Origin of the sequence: Paenibacillus sp. FSL H7-0323 (assembly GCF_038002725.1) — a bacterium.
GTDB lineage: Bacteria > Bacillota > Bacilli > Paenibacillales > Paenibacillaceae > Paenibacillus_AQ > Paenibacillus_AQ odorifer.
This window is the reverse complement of record NZ_JBBODB010000001.1, coordinates 2,180,558-2,200,097: the sequence shown is the minus strand read 5'-3', so window position 1 is coordinate 2,200,097 and position 19,540 is coordinate 2,180,558. Positions and strand designations below refer to the sequence as shown.

The 19,540-nt window shown below is 43.7% G+C and carries 21 protein-coding genes; all 21 read left to right on the top strand.

Annotated features, from left to right (window positions below):
* Positions 1-8 precede the first annotated feature (8 nt).
* On the top strand, positions 9-452 hold the full coding sequence (fliJ, locus tag MHH89_RS09970; RefSeq protein WP_036688544.1) for a flagellar export protein FliJ: 444 nt from the start codon (positions 9-11) through the stop codon (positions 450-452).
* Between the two features lie 39 nt (positions 453-491).
* Entirely contained in the window at positions 492-1,409 is a 918-nt protein-coding gene (locus tag MHH89_RS09965; RefSeq protein WP_076127908.1) for a MotE family protein, read from the top strand.
* A 24-nt stretch (positions 1,410-1,433) separates the two neighbouring features.
* Positions 1,434-2,915, top strand: a complete 1,482-nt coding sequence (locus tag MHH89_RS09960; protein WP_076281605.1) for a flagellar hook-length control protein FliK — start codon at positions 1,434-1,436, stop codon at positions 2,913-2,915.
* A 33-nt stretch (positions 2,916-2,948) separates the two neighbouring features.
* Positions 2,949-3,446: a flagellar hook capping FlgD N-terminal domain-containing protein gene (locus MHH89_RS09955; protein ID WP_341086972.1), complete on the top strand. Its 498-nt coding sequence runs from the start codon at positions 2,949-2,951 to the stop codon at positions 3,444-3,446.
* The gene (locus MHH89_RS09950; RefSeq protein WP_036688541.1) at positions 3,443-3,826 is read left to right on the top strand and encodes a TIGR02530 family flagellar biosynthesis protein; all 384 of its coding nucleotides are present in this window, start codon (positions 3,443-3,445) and stop codon (positions 3,824-3,826) included. Before MHH89_RS09955 ends, MHH89_RS09950 begins: the two co-directional genes overlap by 4 nt.
* Positions 3,827-3,930: 104 nt before the next feature.
* Entirely contained in the window at positions 3,931-4,749 is an 819-nt protein-coding gene (gene flgG / locus MHH89_RS09945; protein ID WP_076127808.1) for a flagellar basal body rod protein FlgG, read from the top strand.
* 89 nt (positions 4,750-4,838) lie between these two features.
* Positions 4,839-5,063, top strand: a complete 225-nt coding sequence (locus MHH89_RS09940; RefSeq protein WP_036688535.1) for a flagellar FlbD family protein — start codon at positions 4,839-4,841, stop codon at positions 5,061-5,063.
* Positions 5,060-5,527, top strand: coding sequence for a flagellar basal body-associated FliL family protein (locus MHH89_RS09935; RefSeq protein ID WP_076100380.1), 468 nt, complete (start codon positions 5,060-5,062; stop codon positions 5,525-5,527). The genes MHH89_RS09940 and MHH89_RS09935 overlap by 4 nt, the downstream gene beginning before the upstream one ends.
* A gap of 39 nt (positions 5,528-5,566) precedes the next feature.
* Positions 5,567-6,565 carry a flagellar motor switch protein FliM gene (fliM, locus tag MHH89_RS09930; RefSeq protein WP_036688529.1) on the top strand — a complete coding sequence of 333 codons (999 nt, stop codon included), beginning with the start codon at positions 5,567-5,569 and terminating at the stop codon, positions 6,563-6,565.
* Entirely contained in the window at positions 6,555-7,859 is a 1,305-nt protein-coding gene (fliY, locus tag MHH89_RS09925) for a flagellar motor switch phosphatase FliY (RefSeq protein WP_076281606.1), read from the top strand. Before fliM ends, fliY begins: the two co-directional genes overlap by 11 nt.
* Positions 7,860-7,885: 26 nt before the next feature.
* A complete protein-coding gene (locus MHH89_RS09920; protein ID WP_076127811.1) occupies positions 7,886-8,251 on the top strand; it encodes a response regulator in 366 nt (121 codons plus the stop codon).
* 9 nt (positions 8,252-8,260) lie between these two features.
* The gene (locus MHH89_RS09915; protein WP_076127813.1) at positions 8,261-8,785 is read left to right on the top strand and encodes a flagellar biosynthetic protein FliO; all 525 of its coding nucleotides are present in this window, start codon (positions 8,261-8,263) and stop codon (positions 8,783-8,785) included.
* On the top strand, positions 8,782-9,543 hold the full coding sequence (gene fliP / locus MHH89_RS09910) for a flagellar type III secretion system pore protein FliP (RefSeq protein WP_076220247.1): 762 nt from the start codon (positions 8,782-8,784) through the stop codon (positions 9,541-9,543). The genes MHH89_RS09915 and fliP overlap by 4 nt, the downstream gene beginning before the upstream one ends.
* Before the next feature lie 21 nt (positions 9,544-9,564).
* Positions 9,565-9,834: a flagellar biosynthesis protein FliQ gene (gene fliQ / locus MHH89_RS09905; protein WP_076220246.1), complete on the top strand. Its 270-nt coding sequence runs from the start codon at positions 9,565-9,567 to the stop codon at positions 9,832-9,834.
* Between the two features lie 9 nt (positions 9,835-9,843).
* Entirely contained in the window at positions 9,844-10,629 is a 786-nt protein-coding gene (fliR, locus tag MHH89_RS09900; protein WP_076220245.1) for a flagellar biosynthetic protein FliR, read from the top strand.
* 22 nt (positions 10,630-10,651) lie between these two features.
* Positions 10,652-11,746 (top strand): flagellar biosynthesis protein FlhB, encoded by a 1,095-nt coding sequence (gene flhB, locus MHH89_RS09895; protein ID WP_076281607.1) that lies wholly within the window; start codon positions 10,652-10,654, stop codon positions 11,744-11,746.
* An 18-nt stretch (positions 11,747-11,764) separates the two neighbouring features.
* Positions 11,765-13,798, top strand: a complete 2,034-nt coding sequence (flhA, locus tag MHH89_RS09890; protein ID WP_036688509.1) for a flagellar biosynthesis protein FlhA — start codon at positions 11,765-11,767, stop codon at positions 13,796-13,798.
* On the top strand, positions 13,795-15,180 hold the full coding sequence (gene flhF, locus MHH89_RS09885) for a flagellar biosynthesis protein FlhF (protein ID WP_341086968.1): 1,386 nt from the start codon (positions 13,795-13,797) through the stop codon (positions 15,178-15,180). Before flhA ends, flhF begins: the two co-directional genes overlap by 4 nt.
* The gene (locus tag MHH89_RS09880) at positions 15,177-16,058 is read left to right on the top strand and encodes a MinD/ParA family protein (protein WP_341086966.1); all 882 of its coding nucleotides are present in this window, start codon (positions 15,177-15,179) and stop codon (positions 16,056-16,058) included. The genes flhF and MHH89_RS09880 overlap by 4 nt, the downstream gene beginning before the upstream one ends.
* A gap of 33 nt (positions 16,059-16,091) precedes the next feature.
* Positions 16,092-17,423: a protein-glutamate methylesterase/protein-glutamine glutaminase gene (locus tag MHH89_RS09875; RefSeq protein ID WP_076127819.1), complete on the top strand. Its 1,332-nt coding sequence runs from the start codon at positions 16,092-16,094 to the stop codon at positions 17,421-17,423.
* Positions 17,424-17,457: 34 nt separating this feature from the next.
* Positions 17,458-19,533, top strand: coding sequence for a chemotaxis protein CheA (locus tag MHH89_RS09870; RefSeq protein WP_076281609.1), 2,076 nt, complete (start codon positions 17,458-17,460; stop codon positions 19,531-19,533).
* Positions 19,534-19,540: the final 7 nt, after the last annotated feature.

Genomic DNA, 19,540 nt, shown 5'->3' with positions numbered 1-19,540 from the left:
TCGGTATTATGAGGTTTCATTATACTTTTCAAAAAGTCGTTGACTTGAAGGGCAATGAGAAGACACAGGCAGAATGGATGCTCTCAAGCGCGCTTGGAGAATTGCAGGCACAGGAAAGAAGCCTGGATGAACTCATCTTTCAGCGGAGTGCTATCATGCTATCCTTACAAAATGCCGCAGAACAAAAGACACCTATGATTAAGATTCGTGAAATGCAGGAGTATGTGGAATATCTGGATAAATGCATTGCCCGTAAGCATACGGACATTAGCCGTGCACATCAAGAAGTCCAGAAGAAACAAGATCAGTTAAGCACTAAGGTTTTAGATGAAAAAGTATGGTTGAAGGCAAAAGACAAGGCTGAGACACTGTTTCAGCAAAGTATGATTTTACGGGAACAAAACGAACTGGATGAGATGGCAACCGTCCGCTTCGCGATGAAATCCCTCTAACCCGGGAGGTTTCCGCTAGTGGCTAATATTGATAATGATATGGAACTTGAAAATGAAGGGTCAGCGGGGAAATTTGAGCGGTTCTTATTCTTAATGATACCGATTATCTTCACGCTAGTACTGCTTGGAGTACTGTTGACGCTTTTTAATATGGACATTCGTAATAATGTGCTTGAAGTTGCGAATAAAATTCCTATCCTGGAAAAATGGGTTCCTGATCCGCCTGCAGATCCTTCTAAACCGAAGGAAGAAAGCAAAAAGCAGGAAGTGAGCTCAGCGACAACGATTAAGGAGCTTAAAGCTCAGCTCGCCCAGCAGGAAGAAAACCTGAAGAAGGTTACAGATGAAAAAACAGCCCAGGATACCAAGGTTCAGGCGCTAGAGTCACAGATTGAGGGTATGAAGAAGGAAGCTGAAACCGCAGAGGCAAGCACAGAAGAAACTGAAGATCCTTATCAGAAACAGGTTTCTGATTTGGCTAAGCTGTATGCGGGCATGAAAGCTTCGAAGGCTGCACCGATCATGGAGAATTTAACTACAGAAGAAATGGTACAGATCTTCAGTGTCATGAATAAAGCGAGTAAAACTGCGATTTTGGAAAAAATGGATCCGCAAAAGGCTGCAGATGTAACGATTAAGTTAAAAGAAACCACATCTTCGAGTGACATGGCGATCGCAGCCCTTCAATCTAGATTGAAGAAAGATGCCGGCACAACAGCAACAGCAACAACCAGTAAGAATTTGGATAAGGAAAAGTTGAATCAGACCTTCAGCTCAATGACTCCTGCTAATGCAGCATCGTTACTAGGAGAAATGTACAAGATTAGCCCTGATAAGGTCGTGACGATTATGAATACCGTAAGTGATAGTGTTCGTTCATCTATTTTGGGAGAAATGACTAAAAATGATAGCGCGCAAACTGCGAAAATTGTTAATCGTCTGATGGGTGCTAAATAGATAGGGAAAGGAGGTGAAAAATAAATGAGTTTAGTCGTTCAATCGCTTGTCAGTGCAAACACAACTGCAGTAAACGGGAGTTCATCGACTACAACTGGCACAACAACGACGGCTGCACCATTTGCTCAAACCCTGGTACAAACCATGGGAGGCAATACCAACACCTCGTCGACTCCAGCTGAACCCCTATTGGGAAATCTAGCTTCTTTGCTGCAAGGCCTGTTAAAGGAAGTGCAGCCGACTGGAGAAGAGCAAGCAGGGCAAGACACTCAGAAGGGTGAGCTCCTTGAAAAACTTGCTGCTGATGTTGAGAAGCTGGATGAAAGTATCAGTAGTGATCCAGCTCTGTTGGTAGCCTTGCAAGCTTGGATTCTTCAGGTATCTGCACTTCTATCTGGAAGCCATGCTCCAGAGAATGGTACTACTACAACGGAAGCAGAAGTGGCTGGAAGCTTGTCACCATTGGCACAGAATGCTGATACATTAAGATTTGCAGTTCAAGATGACTTGCAAAGTTTAGTTTCTATGATTCAAGAAGCTGCAGTAAGTGGCAATGAGGAAGTTGCAACTAAGGGAATCAGTTTATTGAATAATTTCACAGCGCTTTTAGAAGAGTCCTCCTCTAACACTAATAAGGGGAAGGGAAAGACCAGCAATGTGAGTATTAATTCTGATTCTTCCTTACAACAGCCCGTTATTACTGAAAGCAAAAATAACCCAACGGATAAAACAATTCAGAATGTGAGCAGTCGTTCCGGAGAAGCTGTTGTAGTGAAAAATGATACGGTTGTAAGCTCGCCTGTGACATCAGGAACTGTGCAAGAAGCTGAAGCAGAGACTGCGAACACACCGTTAATCAAGACAGGCGTAACCGGGGAAACGAAGACAACAGAATCTGCTCAAGATTCCCCGCTAGGAATTACAGCTAACGAAGGGGATCATGAGGTTGTTACTGCGGGGCAGTTATCTCTGCGCGGAGGAATTACAGCACCGCTGAAGGCTGAAGTGCCAGCAGCGCCTGTTCCGGTTCAGCAATTTGCTCAAGAAATGACAGGTTTCATTACAGGCAAATTAGAGATTGTGCAAAAAGGTGGGATCGCTGAAGCGACTATATCCCTTTTTCCAGAAAATCTCGGACAAGTTGATGTTAAGATCACCATGCAAAATGGTCATTTAGTTGCCCAGTTCATGACTGAACATACCGGCGCTAAAGATATGCTGGAACAACAAATGAACCAGCTTCGCGCTGCATTGCAATCTCAAGGTCTTCAAGTGGAGAAGCTGGAAGTTACGCAAAATAATACCCCACTCAATTCGCAATGGGGGCAGGAAGGACGCCAACCTAATTCCGGAAGTGGACAGCAGGGTAGACGTTCCAAAGAAAGCAGAGAGGAAGCCAGTGATGCTGTTCTAGCCGCAGAGCTGAATGGTGAATGGAAGGACTGGGTTTCAAATGCGGGACAAGAAGATCAGTCCCAAGGTGGATCTTTTTCTGCTAAGGCTTAACTTTAATAACAAAGGAAAGAGAGGTGAGTGGTTATGGCGACAACAGTTCCGGTCTCTACTAAAGATCAGTGGAATTATACAACTCCCGACTCTAGTGCACGGACAACGGGTAATTCTACTTTAGGTAAGGATCAGTTTTTGAAGATTTTGATTACTCAGCTGCAAAATCAAGATCCGATGCAACCGATGGAAGATAAAGAATTTATTGCGCAAATGGCCCAGTTTACATCCGTGGAGCAATTGATGAATATCTCTACTCAGCTTAATGCTATGAATCAGTCCCTTGGATCTGTATCCGGGTTGATTGGTAAAGATATTACTTGGACAGACAACGCCACAAAGCTGCCTAAGACAGGTAATGTTGAATCTATCGTTGTTAGCAATGGTATTCAATATGCGGTTGTGGGAAAAGACAGAATTGCTTTAACCGATATTACACAAATTCAGAATGCCGCAGCAACACCAGAAAGCGGTTCTGGTACAGATAGTAATACTCCGGAGAATAGCGGAGGAAGCGGGGCGAGCATATGAGTGACAGGCTTACTATAGGCCAACTGTATCCTGCGTCCCTGCATTCTACAACGTTACAACGATCTTCGCTGCCTAAGCAGTCTGTGGCGGGGGAAGCTTCTTTTGAGAGTTTACTGCAACAGAAACTATTAAAATTCAGCAATCATGCTGCTAAGCGCCTAGAACAAAGAGGGATAGAGCTTGGAAGCGGTCAGTTGGATCAAATTTCATCTGCTGTGGACAAAGCTGCTGCTAAGGGAAGTAAAGAATCCTTGATATTAATGAAGGATTTGGCGTTTATCGTTAGCGTTCCTAATCGCACAGTAGTTACTGCTATGGATGGTAACTCGATCAAAGATAATGTATTTACACAAATCGATAGTGCAATAGTGATTTCATAATAGGCTGGTCCTAACGGAAAGCCGAGGCGGCCGCTGACCGACTGACGCGGTCCCAATTCACTTGGAAAGTTATTAGGACTCTATAATCTGGGAGGACATTAAACATGTTAAGATCAATGTATTCAGGGGTTTCAGGAATGAGAGGCTTTCAAACTAAGCTTGATGTAATCGGTAATAATATTGCTAACGTAAACACTATCGGATTTAAATCCGGACGTGTTATGTTCAAGGATATTATGAGCCAAACCGTTTCTGGTGTTACTGCACCGGGTGAGGATGGTCAAGGTGGGGTAAATGCGAAACAAGTTGGACTAGGTGTTAGTATTGCTTCTATAGATACCCTACATTTGGCTGGCAGTGCTCAAACCACCAACAACCCAACAGATTTACGTATCGATGGAGATGGTTTTTTCCTGGTTAAGCTTACTGAGGATCAAGAAACTGCGTTTTTGACCCGCGCCGGAGATTTCCACATTGACGCTGCACGTAATCTGGTTACTGCTGACGGACTTCATGTTTTAGATTCCGACGGCGGGCTCATTCAATTAGGTGACGATGTAACGGCGTTTTCTATCTCTAATGATGGAACAATTGTACAGACCATGGCGGATGGAACGACTGAAGCTGGGGTAAAGATTGGTGTAGCCAAGGTTACTAACCCATCTGGTCTGGAGAAAATCGGAGGCAATCTGTATCGTATGACACTTAATGCGAATGCAGAAGGCGAACTAGTTCCGACTACAGCGAACAATACAGAAGATGGCACCGGGGCAATCATCTCTGGACAGCTGGAAATGTCCAATGTGGATCTTACCAATGAATTTACAGAAATGATCGTATCACAGCGTGGATTCCAGGCGAATTCCCGTATCATCACAACTTCTGATGAAGTGCTGCAGGAAGTAGTAAACCTGAAGCGTTAATTTAATCAATAAATTCTATATTTTCTTAAATGGTTCATGCGGAGTCGTGGGGGAGTTACTCCTCCCCCTATTTTGTTAGGAGGCCTGTTATGATATCGGTAACAAGATTAAATGGAACACCGATGTGGATCAATGCCCTACTGGTCGAAATGGTAGAAGAAAGCCCGGATACATATATTACGCTCGTAACCGGAAAAAGACTGATCGTTCTCGAAAAAGCCGATGAGGTTATTACGAAGATCCGGGATTATAACAGGGACATAGGCACATATGCTGCCACCATTAAAATCCAGTCAATGGAGGAGCTAACATGAAAAAGATGATGCCGTGGCTCATCACGATATTACTAGCGATTACTCTGATCGTGGTCGCCGCATTTTTACTAATGGACAGGATCTTTCCGAAAGATACGAACGAGGTAAGTGCTGCTGTTCAAAATGTGGAAACAAAACATTTAACTGCAGATGAAATCGTCGAATTGACGGCAGAAATCATTGATATCAAAACAAATCTTGCTGATCCCGATTTTATCCTTCAAGTAGATTTCGCCTTCCAACTGAGTTCTGCGAAATCAAAGGAAGAATTCGAAAAAATAAAAGAGATCAAAATCAAACCAATAATTATCAAGACGCTTGCAGATACCAAACCTGAGGACCTTAATGGAGCGAATGGAAAAGATCAGCTTAGCAGTAAGCTTATTAATCTGATCAATAAGACATTGACTGAGGGCCAAATTACTCAGATCGAAATCACCAAATTCCTTTTGGCTTCTGTGTAGCTTTATTCCTGATAATTCTTTGATGGGGGGGTGATTGAATTGGTTGATGTACTATCACAAAACGAAATTGATGCTCTACTTGCTGCACTTTCTTCAGGTGAGATGGACGCCGATGAACTTAAAAAGGAAGAAACTCAGAAGAAAATCCGCTCTTATGACTTTAAACGGGCTGTCCGCTTTTCCAAAGATCATATCCGCAGTCTTACACGGATACATGACAATTTCGCCCGTTATCTTACAACGTATTTTTCAGCCCAATTGCGCACCTTCGTTCAGATTAATGTCGTTCAAGTAGAGCAGCTCCCTTATGATGAATTTATTCGCTCCATACCGAAAATGACGATATTGAACATTTTTGAAGCAGAACCTTTAGAGGGCCGCATGGTAATGGAAGTTCATCCTAACATTGCTTTTGCTATGCTGGACAGGTTGCTTGGAGGCTTTGGAACTGCACCTTCTAAGATTAATGCTCTTACTGAGATCGAAACAACAATTATGGAGCGCATCTTTAGTAGATGTTTTGAGAGTCTGCAGGAGGCTTGGAAAACGGTGCTGGATATTCATCCGCGGATGGAAGCTCTTGAGACGAATCCGCAGTTCATGCAGATTGTATCGCCCAATGAGACCATTGCATTAATCTCTCTAAGTACCAAAATTGGAGACACAACAGGCATGATCAATCTTTGTATACCGCATGTCGTTCTAGAGCCTATCATGTCCAGACTTTCTGTTCACCAATGGTTTGTGACAGAGAAGAAGACGCGGGATGAAGATGAGCTTCTGGCCATTAGAGCTAGAGTTCATAAAGCGAAGCTGCCGATTGTTGCTGAACTTGGAGAATCGAGCTTATCCATATCTGAATTCCTAGGGCTTAGCGTCGGTGACGTGATTTCTCTCAACAGAAACGTAGATTCTGGACTGTCGATTAAGGTAGGGGAGAAGCTTAAGTTCATCGGAAGTCCCGGAATGGTTAAAGATCGGGTAGCCGTGCAAATAGACGAAATTGTCAATGAAGGAGTTGAAGAATTTGACGAGTAAAGATTATTTATCCCAAGAAGAAATCGACGCCCTTCTGAGACAATCTGCGGAGGGCTCATTAGCTCCTACGGAGAAAACGGTAGATGACTATCTAACACCGTTTGAACAGGATGCTTTGGGCGAAATTGGTAATATAACGTTTGGCAGTGCAGCAACAGCACTTTCCACTTTATTAGGGAAAAAAGTAGATATTACAACCCCTCAAGTTTCGATCATTACACGCGGGGAGTTTGAAATCGCTTTTCCTAAACCGCATGTAGCTGTTCACGTTCAATATGTGGATGGGTTTCAAGGCATTAACTCACTTGTTATTAAGATTAGGGATGCGCAGGTCATTGCCGATCTGATGCTTGGCGGTGCTGGCGAACCTAAGGATGAAGAGTTGAATGAAATTCATATTAGCGCTGTGCAAGAAGCTATGAATCAAATGATGGGTTCTTCTGCTACATCGATGTCTACGATTTTTAATCGTTTTGTTAATATCTCGCCTCCGGGTATCGACATTTTGAATATGTCCAGCGGAGAAGGAGTAGGCAGTCTGCCAGACGATGAGACCCTAATTCGTATTTCGTTCCGGCTTAAAATTGGTGATTTGATAGATTCTACTATTATGCAGCTCTTGCCTGTTCAGTTCGCAAAAGATATGGTGTCCATGCTTCTTGGTGATGTTAGTCCTGCAGAGGAGGAGGCAGCGGTCACAATGGCTGAAACACCTGCCATAACGAATTCTGCTGAGACACCACCTCCAGCACCTCCGGTGCAACAGGCGCCCTCACAGCCCGCAGGAGGAACGCAACCACCATATCCACCGCAGGGTATGCCACCGTATCCAGGGATGCCAGAAGGCGGGTATTATTATCCTCCAGCGGGTATGCCAGCATACGGAATGCCTGGGATGCCACCATACGGTATGCCACCGCAAGGGATGCCATATGGACAGACACCACCGCTTAATTCTGAGGCAAATCGCAATGTAAATGTACAGCCTGTGCAATTTGCAAATCTGAATGGTGGGGCCTTTGGTCATATTGATGAAAATAATTTAAATTTATTGATGGACATACCGCTTAGAGTAACCGTAGAATTAGGAAGGACCCAGAAGCAGATCAAAGATATTTTAGAAATGTCACAAGGCTCGATTATTGAGCTGGACAAGCTCGCAGGTGAGCCTGTAGATATTTTGGTTAACAACAAGCTTATTGCCAAAGGTGAAGTCGTTGTTATCGACGAAAACTTTGGCGTACGCGTTACGGATATCGTCAGCCAGTGGGACCGAATTCAGAAATTACAATAAGCATACTTAGGGAGGATTTTGTAAAAATGGCTAACCGAATTCTAATCGTGGACGATGCAGCATTTATGAGAATGATGATCCGTGACATTTTGTCGAAAAACGGATTTGAAGTAGTGGGCGAAGCTCAGGACGGTTCTCAAGCGATAGAAAAATTCAAGGAACTGCGTCCGGACCTCATCACGATGGATATTACTATGCCTGAGATGGACGGAATCGCCGCCCTGAAAGAAATCAAAAAAGTAGATCCGGCTGCAAAGGTTATTATGTGTTCAGCCATGGGCCAGCAGGCTATGGTTATCGATGCAATCCAAGCAGGAGCTAAAGACTTTATTGTGAAGCCTTTCCAAGCTGACCGGGTTATCGAAGCTATTAACAAAACGTTGGGCGCTTAGGATAAAGTCATGTTATATTCCGAAGCGTTCGGAAGCAGTAACACCCTGCTGAATTTGTTTAAAGTTATTATTGTCCTGGCGATAATCATTGTACTTATAGTGGTACTAATTCGTTTTCTTGGACGACGTAATCAGACCTTTATGAGCAACCGTTCCATAAGAACGCTTGGTGCAATAGGGCTTGGACCTAATAAGTCGATGCAGGTTATCGAACTGGGAAGCAGTCTTTACTTAATCGGGATTGGTGAGAATATATCCATTTTGGATAAAGTCACCGATCCGGATGAGGTAGCATTGATCATTGCGGCATTTGAGGATCAGTCCTCTAACCAGAATAATTTCCTCGCACCGCTTATTGCCAAGGTAAAGGTAAAGCTGCGTGGGGAGGTTCCATCTCAGGAAATTGAACTTAGTGAAACATCATCTTTTTACGAGACTTTGCAATCCAAGCTTCGTTCTGCACCAGAGCGTAAAGAGAAAATGGAAGAGCTGCTTCGGGATGATGTTACTAAGGATGAGTCGAGGAATATATGAAAAAGAAGCTAATTCTTGCTATTCTGCTGTTCGGTATTATCAGTGTGGTTATGATGACGCCGATACATGCTGATCCTATACCTAATGTTAATATTCAGGTCGGTAATGAAGGTTCAAGCAGTGGTACCAGTTCCATATCAATTCTTCTTCTTGTTACGGTTCTGAGTATTGCTCCGGCGTTTCTGGTTCTTATGACTAGCTTTACTAGAATTGTAATCGTATTAGGTTTTGTGAGAACCTCGCTGGGTACTCAGAATATGCCTCCGAACCAGGTGCTGGTAGGACTTGCTCTGTTTCTGACCCTGTTCATTATGTCACCAACGCTGGCCACAGTGAATGAAAACGCGTTGCAGCCGTATATGAAGGGGACAATTACCCAGACCGAGGCTTTCGATAAAGCTGCTGATCCGATGAAAGAATTTATGTTTAAACAGACGAACACCAAAGATCTTCTGTTATTTATGAAATACACCGGTTATACCGGATCTACTAAGCCGGCTACATACAGTGATATTCCACTGACGGTGATGGTGCCAGCTTTCGCAATTGGTGAATTGAAAAAAGCTTTTACAATGGGCTTCTTAATTTTCATACCATTCCTGATTATTGATATTGTTGTGGCGAGCACACTGATGGCCATGGGGATGATGATGCTTCCCCCGGTTATGATTTCATTACCTTTTAAAATAATGCTCTTTGTACTGGTAGACGGCTGGTACTTAGTCATTAAATCACTACTTCTTAGTTTTAACACCTGACCTAAAGAGGAGGCATGAGGGATGAGTACGGAGTTTATAATCGGGCTAGCAAGCCAAGCCGTATATTTAGTGCTGGAAGTCAGCGCACCCATGCTGATTCTTGGTCTGGTGGTAGGGCTAATAATCAGTATTTTTCAGGCTACGACACAGATTCAGGAACAGACGCTAGCGTTTGTTCCCAAAATCGTCGCAGTGCTACTGGCTTTATTGCTATTTGGTCCGTGGATCGTCACGAAGCTGATTGACTTTACAAGCCAAATTTTAGGTAATCTCTACATGTATATTGGTTAAACAATGAACATGGAGACCATACTGCAAAGTTTACCCGTCTTTTTGCTTATTTTTTGTCGAATAACCGCTTTTTTTGTTGTCGTTCCTGTATTTTCTTCACAAGGGGTCCCGACAACCTTTAAGATTGGCATTTCTTTTTTTGTAGCATTGGTTGTCTTTAGTGCTAACGGAACAGGACTTACAATCCCGCAGGATTTCAGTTATATTTTGCTGATTGCCAGAGAGGTATTAATAGGTTTATTGCTAGGTTTCATTGGATATTTGATGTTTATGGCGATTCAGACAGCAGGTTCGTTTATAGATATTCAGATTGGCTTCGGTATTGCTAATGTCATTGATCCTATGACTGGAACATCTGCACCTGTTATCGGTAATTTCAAATATATGATTGCCCTGCTAATGTTTCTGAGCATGAATGGTCATCACCATCTGCTAGATGCTATTGTGTACAGTTATAAATGGGTTCCTATGAATAATGATTTATTTCTAGGCATGATTGACGGTAGTTTATCAGAGTTTCTGGTTCGAACATTTGTGCAGTCCTTTGTACTCGCTTTTCAAATGTCGGCTCCTTTAGTAACTGCGCTGTTTCTGACTGATGTTGGCCTTGCTTTCTTGGCGAGAACGGCTCCGCAATATAATGTATTTGTTATTGGGGTTCCGCTCAAAATCATTATAGGTCTTGCACTGCTTTTAGTGCTCATGCCTGGTCTGGCTGTGCTGTTTCAGAATCTCTTCGATATCATGTTCGAATCCATGGAGAATTTATTGAGTCTCATGGGGAAGAGTCCGTAGGTGACCGTAAGGGGAGCGTATTATGCCTAAGACGAAGCGGTATAGACTGGATCTTCAACAATTCGCCGGTGAAAAGACGGAAAAAGCAACCCCGAAGAAACGGCAAGATGCTCGTAAGAAGGGTCAAGTAGCCAAAAGTGCTGAGCTATCCGGTGCAGTTGTATTGTTATCAGCAATAGTTAGCTTGATGATGTTTGGTGGTTTTATGAAAGAGCGTTTCATGAAGCTATATATGGACGTATTTCAGAATCAAATGACACTGGAGGTTACTCCTGAGAATATAACGCTGCTATTTAATCAATATGGACTACAAATACTGATTTTGCTAGCTCCATTACTTGGAATAGTTTTTGTTATGGCGCTGGTAAGCAATTTGGCGCAGGTGGGATTTATGACCACAGGAGAGGGGATCACCCCTAAATTCAGCAAGATTAATCCGATAAAAGGGTTCAAAAATATTTTCTCCATGCGTTCGTTTGTCGAGTTCCTGAAATCCATATTTAAGCTTCTAATTATCGCTTATCTGGTATATAGCACTTTATGGGGAGAAAAGAAGAACTTTGCATCCCTGTCGCATATCAGTGCGGAGGGGATTTTTAAATTTGCGGCCAAGCTGACGATGAGTCTTGGTTTGAAAATCGGGGCTGCCCTATTGGTTATGGCTTTTCTGGACTACATGTATCAGAAATACGAGCATGAAAAAAGCCTGAAAATGTCCAAGCAGGATATCAAGGATGAATACAAAAAAATGGAGGGTGACCCTCTAATCAAAGGTAAGATCAGGGAACGCCAACGTAGAATGGCCATGCAGCGTATGATGCAGGAAGTTCCAAATGCGGATGTAATCATTACGAATCCTACGCACTTTGCTGTTGCGCTTAAATATGACGGTACCAAGATGGAAGCGCCGCAGATTATAGCAAAAGGGCAGGATTATGTAGCACTTCGCATCCGGGAGCTGGCTAAAGAGCACGGCGTCGTGACTATGGAAAACAAACCGCTGGCACGGGCATTATTCCAAAGGGCAGAGATTGGAGATGTCGTTCCAAATGATCTGTTCCAGGCTGTGGCTGAAGTGCTGGCATATGTATATAAGCTTAAAGGTAAGAGGAGATAAGGCGGGGGGGTTAGGACATTGAAAGCTAAAGATTTAACAGTTTTGCTAGGCATCATCGGGATCGTGCTTATGATGATTCTGCCTATCCCGTCCTGGCTATTGGACGTTTTGCTTGTTATTAACATCTCAATCGCATTAATTATCATTCTGGTTGCTATGAATACGAAAAATGCACTCGAATTTTCAATTTTCCCTTCATTGCTCCTAGTAACCACACTGTTTCGTCTGTCACTTAACATCTCGACTACAAAACTGATCCTGACTTATGGAGATGCCGGTTCAGTGGTATCTACTTTCGGTAGCTGGATCGCTGGCGGACAAATTGCTGTTGGATTTATCGTGTTTCTGATCTTGGTAGTAGTTCAGTTTATTGTTATCACCAAAGGTTCAGAGCGCGTAGCTGAGGTAGGCGCTAGATTTACCTTGGATGCGATGCCCGGTAAGCAAATGAGTATTGATGCCGATCTTAACGCAGGCATGATTAACGAAACCCAGGCACGTGAGCGTCGTCGTAACGTAGAACGCGAAGCGGATTTTTTCGGAGCCATGGACGGTGCGAGTAAATTCGTTAAAGGAGACGCGATTGCGAGTATTATCATCTTGCTGATCAATCTCATCGGTGGATTTATCATCGGTATGATGGTTCACGGGATGGACTTTGCTACTGCGTTATCCACTTATTCTGTATTGACCATCGGGGACGGTCTCGTCAGTCAAATTCCAGCTTTGCTGATTTCGACAGCAGCCGGCTTGATTGTTACTAGAGCTTCTTCGGAAGGTAATCTTGCAGAAGAGCTGACAGGACAGTTATTGTCCTATCCGAAATTGTTGTATATTGTCGCAGTTACGGTAGCTTTTCTTGGACTCTTTACACCCATACATATGATTACAACGCTCCCATTGGCCGGTTTGCTGGCTTTTGCAGCCTACCGTATGGGACAAAATTTAAATAAGAAACAGATTGCCGAAGAGCAACTTGTTGAAGAGAAGCAGATTGAAGAGGTACGAAGTCCGGAAAGTGTCATTAATTTGCTGTCGGTTGATCCCATTGAATTCGAGTTTGGTTATGGTCTTATTCCTTTGGCGGATACAGGTCAGGGAGGCGATCTGTTAGATCGTATCATCATGATTCGACGGCAATGTGCCCTAGAAATGGGTCTTGTAGTACCTGTTATTCGCATTCGCGACAATATTCAACTAAAACCGAATGAATATGTCATAAAAATTAAAGGAAATACAGTCGGTGGTGGTGAATTATTACTTAATCATTACCTTGCAATGAGTCCAGGATATGATGATGAATCTATAAACGGTATTGAGACCATCGAACCATCCTTTGGGCTTCCAGCATTATGGATTGATGAATCGGTTAAAGAGCGGGCTGAATTGTCCGGCTATACTGTAGTCGACCCTCCATCTGTTGTCGCAACACATCTGACGGAGTTAATCAAACGTCATGGACATGAGCTGATAGGAAGACAGGAAACTAAGATGCTGGTGGACAACCTTAGGGATAATTATCCAGTGCTCGTCGACGATCTTATTCCTTCCGTATTGGCGATTGGGGATGTGCAGAAAGTTCTTGCTAAGCTGCTTCGTGAAAAGATATCGATCAGAGATTTGGTTACGATTTTTGAGACATTGGCGGATTATGGGACATACACCAAGGATCCGGATATACTCACTGAATATGTTCGTCAGTCCTTGTCCAGACAGATTACTCAGCAATTCTCACAAGTAGGAGAGACACTGAAAGTCATCACGGTTGGACCTAATCTTGAAAAGAAAATTTCTGAGAGTGTGCAGCAATCTGAACAGGGAAGTTATTTGGCCCTAGATCCAACTTCGACACAAACGATCTATCAGCGGTTAAGTGAACAGATCAATCGATTGCTGCAGACAGGGCAACAGCCAATAGTGCTCACATCACCAACCATTCGTATGTATTTGCGGCAGGTGATTGAACGAACGATGCAGGACATTCCTGTACTGTCTTATAGCGAGCTAGAGCCTAACATTGAAATACAAAGCGTCGGAGTGGTGAATTTATGAGAGTGAAGCGTTACGTGGTCGATTCGATGCCTGACGCCATGCTCTCCATTCGCAACGAGCTTGGGAGCGAGGCCGTCATTTTAAGTACAAAGGAAATCAAAATCGGCGGATTTTTAGGGTTATTTAAGAAGAAAAAAATAGAAGTTGTAGCTGCAGTAGAAAAGGCAGAGAAGAATAATGTTCTAAAAAAGCCGGCTGCGCCAGCGATGAACATTCCACGGAGTGCAGTACCACAGGCTTATCAAAAAGCGTCATCTGCTTCCACTACACCTTCTATCCCTTCCGTACCTTCTGTTTCATTAGAAAAGCCAGAAGAGTCACGGACGTTTGCTGAGATTGCCGCAGCCTTATCGGAAGCTATCAATGTACAAGAATCGATAGCCAAGCATCCGGAGCCAGTACCTGAGCAAAAACTTCCTGAATTAAATCTGGAAGATGCACCTTCTGTATCAGCGTTGTATGAATCATTAGGATTAGAACAATCGCCAGAGGTTGCCACTGCTCTCGAAAATGATGTTCTTCGTGAGATTAGAGATATGAAGCTCTGGATGGAGCGAATTGCCAGACAATCCTCAGGTGGAAGAGAACTTCCAGACAGTCTGCAGGAGCTACGGGATCTTTTATTAGAGCAAGAAATGGATGCTGTGCTTGTTGAGGAATGGATCAGTAACATCTCGGAACGTTGGGTAGATGAAGGGCGTACTTGGGGACCAGAGAAATTTATGGGATCTCTTAAAGAACAGATTGATGGTTTCCTGACGGGACGAATTGCTGATGGAATTGCCCGGGATACTCAAATTGTATATATTGCCGGACCCACTGGAGTTGGAAAGACCACAACCATAGCTAAGCTTGCGGCAGAACAGCTATTTAAGCACGGACGCAAGGTAGGTTTTATCACCTCCGATACGTATAGAATCTCAGCTGTTGAACAGTTGCGAACCTATGCTGCTATCCTCAATGTTCCACTGGAGGTTGTCCAATCGCCAGGAGATTTGCAAAGAGCACTCTTTCGCTTGGAGAGTTGTGATCTAGTATTAATGGATACAGCTGGCCGAAATTATCGCAATGATATACTAGTAGCAGAACTGCAAAGCTTGCTTGCGAAGGAATTGAGAAGTGAAACCTATCTTGTGCTTAGCCTGACCTCCAAAAGCCGTGATATGAAACTTATTGCAGAGCATTTCGGCAGATATAGACTGGATAAGGTTATTTTCACAAAGCTGGATGAGACGGGGAGTTACGGCCCGCTCTTTAATGTCCTGAATGACTTCCCACTTACCTTGTCTTATATGACTGATGGTCAAAATGTACCTGATGATCTGCTTATGGCTACCAAAGGACAGCTTAGTGAGTTGCTTCTTGGAACAGGTGAAACATGATGGATCAGGCACAATCCTTAAGACAGCTTGTATCCAGTCAGGATTCTAAAGTAGCTGTAAGAGGGGGATCATCCGCCAGGATCATTACGGTGTGTAGTGGTAAAGGGGGCGTTGGTAAGTCGAATTTTACACTTAACTTCGCTCTAACTTTAAAGGCTATGGGCAAACGGGTTTTGCTGTTCGATGCAGATATCGGCATGGCTAATATAGATGTGTTGATGGGCGTATCGGCGAGATATAATCTTTATCATTTGTTAAAAAGAGAAGCGGATATCGAGCAGACTATTCAATACGGTCCGAATTCGCTCCCTTTTATAGCTGGTGGCTCTGGAATGGATGAGCTATTTACTCTTTCAGAGTCTGATCTTGATTATTTCACAAATCAGATAGCACTTATCGCGGACAGCATGGATTATATTTTATTCGATACAGGTGCTGGATTATCTAAGGAAACGATGAAGTTTATAACTTCTGCCGACGATTGCTTAGTCGTTACTACACCAGAACCAACAGCTATCACAGATGCATACGCATTAATGAAGGTTGTGAATCGTACCTATCCTGAGACTTCCTTTAAATTGATTGTGAACCAGGCAGGTGATGAAAGGGAAGCCATAGCGACAAGCGACAAGATCCGAATGGCCGCCAGTCGTTTTTTGCAATTAGATATTTCTTATCTTGGTCATATAAGCTCAGATGCCCATGTAGTGCAGGCTGTCAAAAGGCAAACGCCATTCACATTGGCTTTTCCAAACTGTATTGCTGCAAAGGATATACATCGGCTTGCCCTAAGTTATTTGACCATTGATTCTAAAAAGACCACAAAAGTCCAAGGGATTAAAGGCTTTATCCATAAATGGTTAAAGCGAAGTAAATAGTTGTTCTGAATTTGGGACAGAGGTGGAAATGATATGAAGCCATATAAAGTATTGGTTGTTGATGATTCGGCATTTATGCGCAAGATCATTTCCGATTTAATTGAAAATGACGCTGACTTTCAGGTGACGGCAACAGCAAAAAACGGTCGTGAGGCTATCGAAAAAATCAATGAGCTTCGTCCAGATCTGGTTACTATGGATGTAGAAATGCCAGAAATGAACGGCCTGGAAGCGCTGAAAATAATAATGGCCTCAGACCCTCTGCCAGTGATTATGCTGTCAGGGATCAATGAAGAGGGCATGAAGGAAACCATTCTTGCACTGGAATGGGGCGCTTTTGACTTTATTCGTAAACCTTCGATTACCAACTCTCAGGATATCATGGGAGTGGGAGAATCCTTAAGGGAACAAATGAAAGAGGCTATGATGGCCCGGGAGCAGCGCGAAGCACGTGCTTCTGCATTTAAGTTGCCAGACATACCGCCAGTAGAAGTCGCACCGCCAACTGTACCGAGAGTGATGCCCGGCAAACCCAAGGTAGAACCTAAAGCTTCACTCAAAAATGAAGTGACCAAAAAACCGCGGGTGAAGCAGCCGTTAGATCATACTGTTCCTAAAAGAGCAGCAAAACCATTAATCTCTACTCCACCACCTTTATCAGAAAAGAGTAATGCAAGGTCAAGAGTAGAGAATAACGCTACCCCACCAAAACCGTTGCCTAAACCTAAAGTGGAAGTGTCTTCTGACGCTCCTGCAAATCCTCAGGTCCGGAAGTATGGGAGTAATGATCTGCAAAAGTTGGTTGCCGTGGGGTGCTCTACAGGTGGACCACGTGCTCTAAAGGTATTTCTGGAGAAGATTCCTGCAGATTTTCCAGCGCCTATTGTTATTGTGCAGCATATGCCGCCTAACTTTACCAAATCACTAGCCCAGCGACTGAATACCTTCAGCCCGCTAGAAGTGATTGAAGCTGAGCAGGGGATGATATTGCAAAAAGGAACTGCTTATATAGCACCTGGAGGCTATCATTTACAAGTTGTCCCATCCTCTAGAGGGCAATATGCGGTTGTACTCACAAAGGAGGAGGCACGTAATGGCCATCGACCTTCTGTGGATGTTTTATTTGAATCATTGCTGCCGCTCACATCGTTAGAACGTCATTTGTTACTAATGACAGGGATGGGTAGTGATGGGGCAAGAATGATGAAATCCTTATACGACTCTGGGGTAACCTCAACCTTTGCTGAAAGCGAAGAAACTTGTGTCGTATATGGAATGCCGCGATCTGCGGTGGAATTACAGTGCGTCCAGCACGTACTGCCTTTGCAAGAAATTGCTCCAAGGCTGGTGCAAGCTGTTAAATAACAGAAAAGCGAACTCAAAGGGGAGGTGCTCACTGATGGACATGAACCAATATTTATCCATGTTTATTGATGAGTCGAACGATCATCTGCAGTCATTGAACGAGAGCATGATGGGGCTGGAAGCGAATCCTGAGGACATTAGTATTGTACAGGTAATATTCCGCTCTGCGCATACCTTAAAAGGTATGGCAGCAACTATGGGCTTTGAAGATTTGGCTTCACTCACACACCAAATGGAAAATGTTCTTGATTTGGTACGCAACAACAAACTGCGCATGCAGGATTTCATTTTTGATACGTTGTTCAAAAGTTTGGATGCCTTGGAGTCTATGGTTGAGGATATTACGGGAGGAGGCGAGGGTAAAGCGGATGTTTCGTCTATCGTCTCCTCCTTACAGGCTATAGTCCGGGGAGAGATTCCTGTTGCGGGTGGTGAGGCAGCTTCTGTCTCAGGACCTGCTGCACAAGCGGTTGAAACCCCGATTCATTTAGATGAGTTTCAATTTTCTGTTCTAGAACAGTCGATTCAAGAAGGACATCAAGTATTATATGTGGACGTAACCATTCGCAAGGATTGTCAGCTTAAGGCAGTACGTGCATATATGGTGTTTGATCTTTTGGAGCGTTCAGGTGAAGTGGTTAAATCCTTCCCATCCGTTCAGGATATTGAACAAGAGAAATTTGATCAAAGCTTCTCTCTCTATTACATAACTCAAAAAAGTGCTGATCAAATTCAGGCTATGATACTAAATCTGTCTGAGATTGATAAGGTATCGGCAGTAGCATTGGATCAAGACTCTCTGCAACAGCTGGGTCAAGAAACAGCAGCAGCAGCCTCTGAAGTGGCTGCCACGACTACTGAGGCTCCAGCAGCAGCTACACCTGCGGCTTCTGCCGCTAAACCCCTGCCAACCAAAGAAGAAGGGAACAAACCGGCAGCTCACAAAACAGGTGGGGCACCATCACGTACCATTCGTGTAGATATTGAACGTTTGGACGTGTTGATGAATTTATTCAGTGAACTTCTTATCGACCGTGTCCGATTGGAACAGCTGGCTTCTGAGGTTCAAAATGGTGATCTTACAGAAACGGTTGAGCATATGGGCCGGGTAAGCGGAGATCTCCAGAATATTGTAATGAAGCTGCGGATGGTTCCAGTAGATACAGTATTTAACCGATTCCCACGTATGATTCGTGATCTAGCCAAGTCACTAGACAAAAAAGTAGATCTTATCATCACAGGAGCAGAAACTGAGCTGGACCGAACGGTCATTGACGAAATCGGGGATCCGCTGGTGCATTTATTGCGTAATGCAGTTGACCATGGTATCGAATCCATTGCGGATCGTGTTGCTGCTGGTAAGCCTGAGACCGGAACGGTCTATTTGCGGGCTTTCCACAGTGGTAATCACGTCTTCATTGAGATCGAAGAAGATGGAACAGGGATTTATCCGGAGAAGGTTCTGAAATCTGCTGTGAAGAAGGGTGTTATAACACAAGAGCAGGCAGCCAGTATGTCGGACGATGAAGCTTTTCAGTTGTTATTTGCCCCAGGCTTCAGTACAGCAGAGGTCATTTCTGATGTTTCAGGCCGCGGGGTAGGGCTGGATGTAGTGAAATCTAAGATTTCTTCTTTAGGCGGCAATGTAACGATTTATTCTGCTCCAGGTAAAGGAACAAATTTCTCAGTGCAGCTGCCTTTAACTCTATCAATCATTGCTGCAATGCTTATCCGATTAGGTTCCGAGAAGTATGCCATTCCTTTGACCTCTATAGTGGAAACCGGAATCGTGAAGCAATCTCAGATCCGTACAATCCATGGCAATAAAATGGTAGAATTCCGTGATTCGCATATTCCTCTGGTTTCGCTAAGTCGTCTCTTTTCAGTACCAGATTATGATGAGAGTACCGAAGAAGAAACAGAAATCGTAGTGGTGCGCAAGGGAGAAAGATTAGTTGCCTTAGCAGTACAGGATTTTATTGGCCAGAACGAGGTTGTGATTAAGAATCTGGGTAAATATTTGCCTGATGTACAAGGAATATCTGGCGCAACCATTCTTGGTGATGGTCAAGTAGCACTTATTATTGATCCGAACGCTTTTATTAAATAACTAGGAT

Bases quoted from the DNA above. Each gene is read 5' to 3' on its own strand.
- fliR (WP_076220245.1), top strand. From the start codon at position 9,844: ATGGAGACCATACTGCAAAGTTTACCCGTCTTTTTGCTTATTTTTTGT.
- flhB (WP_076281607.1), top strand. From the start codon at position 10,652: ATGCCTAAGACGAAGCGGTATAGACTGGATCTTCAACAATTCGCCGGT.
- flgG (WP_076127808.1), top strand. From the start codon at position 3,931: ATGTTAAGATCAATGTATTCAGGGGTTTCAGGAATGAGAGGCTTTCAA.
- MHH89_RS09915 (WP_076127813.1), top strand. From the start codon at position 8,261: ATGTTATATTCCGAAGCGTTCGGAAGCAGTAACACCCTGCTGAATTTG.
- flhF (WP_341086968.1), top strand. From the start codon at position 13,795: ATGAGAGTGAAGCGTTACGTGGTCGATTCGATGCCTGACGCCATGCTC.
- MHH89_RS09870 (WP_076281609.1), top strand. From the start codon at position 17,458: ATGGACATGAACCAATATTTATCCATGTTTATTGATGAGTCGAACGAT.
- MHH89_RS09960 (WP_076281605.1), top strand. From the start codon at position 1,434: ATGAGTTTAGTCGTTCAATCGCTTGTCAGTGCAAACACAACTGCAGTA.
- MHH89_RS09880 (WP_341086966.1), top strand. From the start codon at position 15,177: ATGATGGATCAGGCACAATCCTTAAGACAGCTTGTATCCAGTCAGGAT.
- fliP (WP_076220247.1), top strand. From the start codon at position 8,782: ATGAAAAAGAAGCTAATTCTTGCTATTCTGCTGTTCGGTATTATCAGT.
- MHH89_RS09940 (WP_036688535.1), top strand. From the start codon at position 4,839: ATGATATCGGTAACAAGATTAAATGGAACACCGATGTGGATCAATGCC.
- MHH89_RS09950 (WP_036688541.1), top strand. From the start codon at position 3,443: ATGAGTGACAGGCTTACTATAGGCCAACTGTATCCTGCGTCCCTGCAT.
- fliJ (WP_036688544.1), top strand. From the start codon at position 9: ATGAGGTTTCATTATACTTTTCAAAAAGTCGTTGACTTGAAGGGCAAT.
- MHH89_RS09920 (WP_076127811.1), top strand. From the start codon at position 7,886: ATGGCTAACCGAATTCTAATCGTGGACGATGCAGCATTTATGAGAATG.
- MHH89_RS09935 (WP_076100380.1), top strand. From the start codon at position 5,060: ATGAAAAAGATGATGCCGTGGCTCATCACGATATTACTAGCGATTACT.
- MHH89_RS09875 (WP_076127819.1), top strand. From the start codon at position 16,092: ATGAAGCCATATAAAGTATTGGTTGTTGATGATTCGGCATTTATGCGC.
- fliQ (WP_076220246.1), top strand. From the start codon at position 9,565: ATGAGTACGGAGTTTATAATCGGGCTAGCAAGCCAAGCCGTATATTTA.
- MHH89_RS09965 (WP_076127908.1), top strand. From the start codon at position 492: ATGGAACTTGAAAATGAAGGGTCAGCGGGGAAATTTGAGCGGTTCTTA.
- MHH89_RS09955 (WP_341086972.1), top strand. From the start codon at position 2,949: ATGGCGACAACAGTTCCGGTCTCTACTAAAGATCAGTGGAATTATACA.